7 protein-coding genes are annotated in these 7,375 nt (G+C 34.7%); 2 read left to right on the top strand and 5 right to left on the bottom strand.

What is annotated here, in order from left to right; translation table 11 throughout:
- Positions 1-82: 82 nt before the first annotated feature.
- A complete protein-coding gene (locus NK356_RS20535) occupies positions 83-808 on the bottom strand; it encodes a YoaK family protein (RefSeq protein ID WP_253317912.1) in 726 nt (241 codons plus the stop codon).
- Positions 809-1,206: 398 nt separating this feature from the next.
- On the opposite strand from NK356_RS20535, the gene NK356_RS20530 reads away from it, so the two are divergent.
- Complete coding sequence (locus NK356_RS20530; protein ID WP_034698814.1) at positions 1,207-1,893, top strand: Crp/Fnr family transcriptional regulator; 687 nt, start codon at positions 1,207-1,209, stop codon at positions 1,891-1,893.
- 100 nt (positions 1,894-1,993) lie between these two features.
- Positions 1,994-2,389, top strand: coding sequence for a VOC family protein (locus tag NK356_RS20525; RefSeq protein WP_034698817.1), 396 nt, complete (start codon positions 1,994-1,996; stop codon positions 2,387-2,389).
- A gap of 181 nt (positions 2,390-2,570) precedes the next feature.
- Here the strand turns inward: NK356_RS20525 and NK356_RS20520 are convergent, their stop codons facing one another.
- The 4 genes from NK356_RS20520 to NK356_RS20505 all read right to left on the bottom strand — a co-directional run bounded on the left by NK356_RS20520 (position 2,571) and on the right by NK356_RS20505 (position 6,918).
- Positions 2,571-3,518: an alpha/beta fold hydrolase gene (locus NK356_RS20520; RefSeq protein WP_253317911.1), complete on the bottom strand. Its 948-nt coding sequence runs from the start codon at positions 3,516-3,518 to the stop codon at positions 2,571-2,573.
- Between the two features lie 148 nt (positions 3,519-3,666).
- Positions 3,667-4,074 carry an ACT domain-containing protein gene (locus tag NK356_RS20515; protein ID WP_034698821.1) on the bottom strand — a complete coding sequence of 136 codons (408 nt, stop codon included), beginning with the start codon at positions 4,072-4,074 and terminating at the stop codon, positions 3,667-3,669.
- A gap of 479 nt (positions 4,075-4,553) precedes the next feature.
- Positions 4,554-5,207, bottom strand: coding sequence for a response regulator transcription factor (locus NK356_RS20510; RefSeq protein WP_185103752.1), 654 nt, complete (start codon positions 5,205-5,207; stop codon positions 4,554-4,556).
- Positions 5,185-6,918 (bottom strand): HAMP domain-containing sensor histidine kinase, encoded by a 1,734-nt coding sequence (locus NK356_RS20505; RefSeq protein WP_034698823.1) that lies wholly within the window; start codon positions 6,916-6,918, stop codon positions 5,185-5,187. The genes NK356_RS20510 and NK356_RS20505 overlap by 23 nt, the downstream gene beginning before the upstream one ends.
- Between the last annotated feature and the right edge of the window lie 457 nt (positions 6,919-7,375).

Below are 7,375 nucleotides of genomic sequence, written 5' to 3'. Positions count from 1 at the left end.
CATCCTAAAAAAATAATATGGGTAGTTTATAAACAAAAACCGCCTCAAGGAAAATGAGACGGCTTCTTTTTTATTTTCTGTTTTATCTTAATCTCCTTTTTAAGGCATAATATCTGTACAGAAGCTTATCATACCTGATCACAAAAAACAGTAATCCTGCTGTCACCATCAATGTTTTTAGACGGATTGTACTGTAACCCAAACCACCAATAATGCATCCTGAAAAAAAGCAGGCAATAATCACCAGTTTAAGAGTGATATTCTTTTTAAGCTGTCTCTTTTCATTTTCCCGTTCTTTAAAGAAAAGTTTGGAAAGTTCTATTCCCAGATCAGTAAATAATCCCGTAAGATGAGTCGTTCTCACCACAGACTGGGATACTCTTGTTACTAATGAATTCTGGGCTCCCATTGCAAAAAGCAAAAGGCCGGCAATGGTATAAGGAGATATTGATAGTTTCAGTGTCTCATCATCTGATATTCCCACAAAACCTAATATCAGAATTTCAGTAATCAAAGGAATAAGATGGGGGCGAAACATGCTACGTCCGGAAGAAAATTCAACCATAAAGCTTGAACAGAATGCTCCTCCCAGAAAACACATAATAAAGACGAGATAAGTAAGAGCTTCACTATAATGACTGAGTAGAATTTCTTCGGAAAAGAAGGCAAAGTGCCCCGTTATATTGGTGGTAAGCACTTTAACGGACATTACTCCTACAATATTCACTATTCCGGCAACAAACGAAAGTGCGGATGCAAGCTTAAGATTGTGAAAATAAGTTCTGTATTTCCCTCTATGCCTGAACATTATAAATCTCTATAGGGGTTGTGTATTTTTCTTTTTTAAGATTTTACTCAAAAAAACAGCTGGATAAAATAAATAAGCAAAAAAAATAAATTAGAAATGTCAGCATAAAGCCGTGAAAAACATGTCCACTTAAATATTTATCCAGTGTTCTTTATAGACTTACTATGTCCCCTAACGTAAAATCCTACTTTTTCCCGTAACAAATGACAGATCGGTATATGAAGTGAAAACACTTTTCAAAAACCTCTCTGAAATGTTCTGTTTCTTATTTCAGCACCAATTTTATTACTTTTGTAAAAGTAATTCGTTCAGAAAAAAAACCTTGTGACATACATGGGTTTAAAATGTGATTTAAGTTAAAAACTGAGTACGGATTCAATAGCCTGTATAGAAAAATTATGATCTCAAAATTTATTTTTAACAATCAATATCTTTTTGATGAACTCCCAGAGTATGATAAAAATCTGCTTACAGGAGCTATGAAAACCAAAAACTACCGTAAAAATGAACCCATATTTACTGACGGAACAAAACCTAATGGCGTTTATTACCTTAATGAGGGTAAAATAAAGAAATACAAAGTTGATAATGATGGAAGGGAGCAGATTATTTACATCTACAGCTCCGGTGAATTTTTCGGGTATTCTGCGATCCTGAGCAACGAATCTTATGGAGATACAACCTCAACACTGGAGAATTCTGCCATTTCCTTTATTTCAAAAGACAGCTTTCTGGAGATTCTAAGCCAGTCATCAGTGCTTTCAAGGCTTCTTCTAAAGTCTTTAAGCCATGAATTCAGTGTGATGGCCAACCTTATTGCTGTTCTATCCCATCGCACCGTAAGAGAAAGAGCTGCTCTCAGCTTGCTGATTCTCCATGATAAATATAAATCAAATGATACCCCTGATGACGAAGTATTTATTACTCTTTCCCGTGTGGATCTTGCCAATATGGTAGGAACTGCCAGAGAAACTTTAGCCCGTATCATCAATGATTTCAAACAGGAAAAACTCATCAGATCCGAAGGAAGGAAGATACAGATCATCAACTTTAAGCGGTTAATTCATATTGCTAATTTTTATTAATAAGCCATTCAGATTAAAATCCCACACTTCTACTGACAGTCTGTTGTCATAAGTACCTATTACCTTTGTTTAAAATTAGTTTAAACAAATAAGTATCCTTATGAAACTTACCTCATTAAGAATGATCAGCAAAGACATTAAAGCAGCCGTAGCATTTTATGAACAGATTGTGGGTATAACTGCCACATGGTATACGGAAGATTTTGCAGAACTTGCTACAGATTCTATCACTATCGCTATCGGAAGTACACGAACAATGCAACTATTTTCGGAAGGTCTGACAGACTTCGCAGGAACAAAATCAACCATCATCGAGTTTTTGGTTAAAAATGTAGATGAAGAATATGAAAGAATCAAAAATATTGCTTCCAAAATTATTCAGGAGCCCACAACGATGCCATGGGGAAACAGATCTCTCCTGTTCTGTGATCCGGATGGCAATATGATTAACTTTTTTACTCCTGTGAGTGAAGAGGCTGTGAAAAAATTCAGTTAGATCTTTTCATCCATCAACACAAAAGAGACTGTCTCAAAATTCAAATAATTGGGTCTATGTCATTCGGAATGAAATGTAGTGAAGAATCTCATGTATTTGGTTATTAATGAAAATCTTCCTTCGTCAGAATGACACCTTTGAAACAGCCTCTTTTTTATAAATATATTGATTTTGTTTTAATTTATTTCCCAAGGAATTCAATGGCTTTTCCAACAAATGTATCATGATATTGATAGAAAGAAGCATGCCCTGAATCCGGGAAAATTACCAGTTCTGCATGGTCTAAATGCTGAGCCATATTTTTCGCATTCTGAACAGATACCGGAAGATCGTTTTCACCATGAACAATCAGTACCGGGTTTTTGATTTTTTGTATTTCCGTAAGCGCTTCAGCATTAGGCTGAGCCCAACTCAATACAGCGGTAAACTGCGAGTTTGAAGTGGCATCACTTAAAGGAAGATCCCTATCTGTAGTTCTAAGCTGAACTCTTGCAAAAGAAGCTTTCCCCTCCGCAATGCTTTGAGCAGATTCTGTAAAACCAAATTTCAGGAAGGAAGCTTCCGGGCTTAATCCCGCTGTTCCTGCAATAATATTGGGAAGATTAGATAATCCTATGGCTCCCTGTGGACCAGTACCTGTCAAAATCACTTTATTGATCAGGGATGGATTGGTCAGTACAATTCTCTGTGCAATAAATCCTCCCATAGAAAATCCCATGATATTCACTTTGGTATAATGTAAAGCTTTAATAAAATCTATAGCATCATCTGCCATCGCCTGAACCGTATTGGGCGTTGTTCCTTTTGAAGAAGCGACACCTTTATTGTCAAAGATAATTACCTTATACTTCTTGGCCAGTCCATCAGTCACTGCAGGATCCCAATCATCCATTGAACCTCCTAATCCCGGAAGAAGAACCAAAGGAACTCCGTCTTCTTTTCCTAAAACACGGTATGCAATGGCATTTCCTTTAACGGTTATGAATTGGGTTTTGGCAGTTTGGTGGCTGTTATTTTGTATCTCCTGCGTCGTGGGAGGCTCATTTTCTTCAGTGCAGGATACAGTCACTACCGTAAAAAGAGTTAAACATAATAAGCTTACGGCTGAGATTTTTCTGATTGTTTTCATTGTTGTTTATTTTTGTATGATTATGGTGCAAACATAAAACACAAAAACTCGCAGAACACTCAAAAGCTTTATCAACAGGACATTTTAGCAGCCCAATTAGACATTTTAAAAGGTGAAAATAAAAAAGTAAAAAATTCAAAAACAATTTTTAAAGTTCCTGAGCCAATCTCAATGCATAAAGGGCTTCCATCGCTTTTTCAGCATCTTTTTCGGCTACAAAAATATGATCGTGAAAATAAGCAGCCACTACATTACAGCTTATATTCTCCTTTTTCAAGGCATTGGCAAAAGCTGCAGTAAGTCCTACCGCTTCCAGAGAAGAGTGAATGTTCAAGGTAATCCAGGAAGAAATATAACTATAGTCTAAAGACCATTCGTCTGCAATATTTTTTTCTAGAACAATAGTAACCGCTTCAGTTTCCCGAAAGAAAAACAGAACTCTTTCAATATCCGGTATTCCACTTAAGGTTTCTACAGTACAAAACACATATTTCCCGGTATTCAATACTGGTTCCATATTCTGAATCAATACTGCTAAGTTTTTTTCTCCTGACATCTTTTTTTGATACAAAACTAAGGCATTGATGACAGCATTTGTTTATCATTTGATAAAAAATACAAAAGGAGGCATACAGCCTCCTTTTGTGTTTGTAATGTAACCTATCACTGAACCTCACTATATTTGTTTGTGTTTTTTTTCTGATCATTTGGCTTTTTTAAGAAGTCCGGTTAAGGTTATTCATACACTTCGTTTAATTTCATCAGTGTTTATTAATTTTTCATCATTTGCGTTTCTATAACTACCATTTATTATTTGTATAGTTATAATCATTTGTTGTTTTTGTGTTTGAAACTTCAGAAGTTAAAAAGCATTTCTCAGTTGCTTTTTCATTACTTAAATTTCACAGTACAAAGGAACAACATTCCCAAATAAAATTCCCTATAAACCCCATCGATACATATCGACCGACTTATAGATATTTATCGATGAAATATAATATTCTGACTCTTTGATGTGATGATTACCATGAAACACTATAGTTTATGATGGGTTTTGACAAGGTCAACAAGCTCAACCATATTTTCGATCTTTAGTTTTTCAAAGATATTTTTTTTGATTGTGCTTACTGTATTTTGTTTGATATTCAGACTGTTTGAAATTTCCAGGTTTCCATATCCATCAGCATAAAGTTCCGCAATCTCCATTTCTCTTTTGGTTAAAATGTTGAGTGGACTTATCAGACCCGGGTTGTATACAAACTGTACCAATAGATTTCGTAAAAGAGCAGAGAAGTATTCTCCCTTCTCGATAAAGGTTGTGATCGCTTCCCTTACCTCTTCCTCTTCACTCAATTTACTCAGATAACCGTCAGCACCTGCTTTGATGAATTTAAGGCCATGAAGTTCTTCTTCAAGTCCTGTAAAAATTAAAATTTTAAGATCAGGATTTACACTTTTCATCTGCGGTAAAATATGAAGACTGTTTCCATCCGGGAAATGGGCATCAATGACGGCCATCTCTATTCCTTTTGATTCTATAAGCTCCAATACCTGATGTAGAGATGAAGTCTGATACACTTTAGCGTTAGGAACAATATCACTGATCACAATTTCCATTCCCTGGCGTACAATGCTGTGATCGTCTGCCAGAAGGAATATAATTTCTTTATTTTGAATTGGTGTTTCCATTATTATTACTATTTAAATTGATCCTGAATGTCACTTTCGTTCCTTTATGCAATTTGCTTTCCACAGATATATCACCATCGAAAAGTTCTACAATTTCTTTTACCAGATTAAGCCCAAGTCCCGCTCCCAGATTATCTACTTCATCAGACACCATTCCCTGATAATAAGGATCAAAAATTTTACCAAGATCCGATTCTGATATTCCTACTCCGGTATCTCCTACCGTTGTAATCAGAGAAATTTTATTGTCTCCCAGAGACTCTGTTGACATTACGAGATCAATCTGTCCGTTTTCTGTGAATTTGTTGGCATTTCCCAGAATATTCATAAAAATCTGATTGATTCTGATATTATCCGAATACACCACTACATTTTCAGGAATTCTGTCTGTCACCACAAACCTGTTATTTCTTGTTTCCAGATAGGGCGTAATCACCTTTACAATAGAACTTATTTCATCTTTAAGATTGAAAACTGACTGTATAAGCTCTTTTTCAGCATTTTCGTTTTTAGTATATTCCAGAATCTGGTTAGACTGCAGAAGCAAAGTGCTGTTGGTAAACTTGATGGATTTAAGATAATCCTTTATCGTTTCATCTTCAGTCGTTCTGTGGATTTTATCAATAAAGATATTGATGATTTTCAAAGGAGATCTCAGATCATGGCTTAACATTCCCAGAATCCTGTTTTTGAAATTAAGGTTCTTTTTTATCTCCTTATTGGCAGCATCCAGTTTTTGTTCATAAACAAAAGCCATTCTTGTAAAATACATAATCAGAATAGAAACAATGAACATCAGAATCATCAGTCCCAATACCAGATACGTTCTGATTTTGTTATTGTTGGAGCTCTGTTCGTTGTATTCTCGTTCCAGTTCAGATTTAAAATCTTTGATGGCATTTTCATACACTTCTATTAAGTTATTACTGTACACCAAAAGCTTACTGAAATTACTGTAAAACTGTAAATTATTTTTCTGACTAAGGGCTGCAAGGAGTTGAACCTTCTTTACTTCAGCTGCATAATGCTTGTCAATAGACTTTATCGTATTGTCCATTTTGGATTTTACCTGGGAAAGATCTATGGTTTTGTTGTTGGTCATCGTAATCACCGTACTCTCCTTCTGAACATCTACTTTCCCTGTTACGGCATCTTTCAAGCGTCCAAAAAAACCTTTCTTTTTAACTGTATCCGCATACGTACGGGTCTGAATCTTGAAATCCTCAAAATCATTTTTATACTTGGCAGGCTCATACTGTTTATCCCCAATTTTTGCCGGTGGATTCAGGGAAGTCTGGTAAACAGAATCTATTAATGTTTTCAGTTTTGCCGTCTTCAAAGTATCCTGGCTGTGAAGTGCCAGATTTTTTTTCAATCTTGGGCTTGTATTTTCGTATTCACCAATTTTATCAAAATTAGTCTTAAGTTTTCTCAACGACTGGAAATATAGCTGCAGATCATTATTATCCTGGGTAGCCATATATTTTTGAAGATGATCCTGTGCATCCATGAAATCTTTCCTGGAATTATCAGTCAATCCTCCCAATGCACGGCTTTCCTCAAGCTGATCTTTAATAAACTTCAGCTTCTTCCCGTTGACAAATTCATTGTAGAAAAATATGGCAATAATGACCTGTATCAATAAAATACAAAGGATCAAAGAGTAATGAACAAGTTTTCTCAATTTAAAATTTAAGAATTTATTTTTCATATTTGTTTATCAGTTAAATTAATTTCCTGATGACATAAGTCCATTAGATATTAGCCATTAACAATATAGCATTATTTTCAATAATTTCATAATATGCATATATCATTCAATTGACAAAGTTAAAGTAATTTTTGTCTTCTTATAATAATGAATATTTGATTAAACTCACAGAATTTATTTTTTTTTACTATTAAAACGCTTTCTAAACACTCAGTTTTATGTATGTAAATCTATTTTTTTAGATCAATTGCAAAAAGTTGAGGCTCAGTAAAATATTATTTTTCTGCTCATTTTATTACAAATAGTAAACAATAAGTCAAAAACAATGATCAGATAATTCATATACCACTTATTCCATACCCTCTTTATAATTGCTGAAACAGCCTTCCGGACATGGATTTCCTGGCATTCCGTATTTCTACTCAATGCAATATTTGGTTATTTACACTCTAAGAAC

Origin of the sequence: Chryseobacterium sp. S0630 (genome assembly GCF_024158915.1) — a bacterium.
Lineage (GTDB): Bacteria > Bacteroidota > Bacteroidia > Flavobacteriales > Weeksellaceae > Chryseobacterium.
The sequence above is the reverse complement of the archived record's forward strand: the minus strand, read 5'-3'. Positions and strand labels throughout refer to the sequence as shown.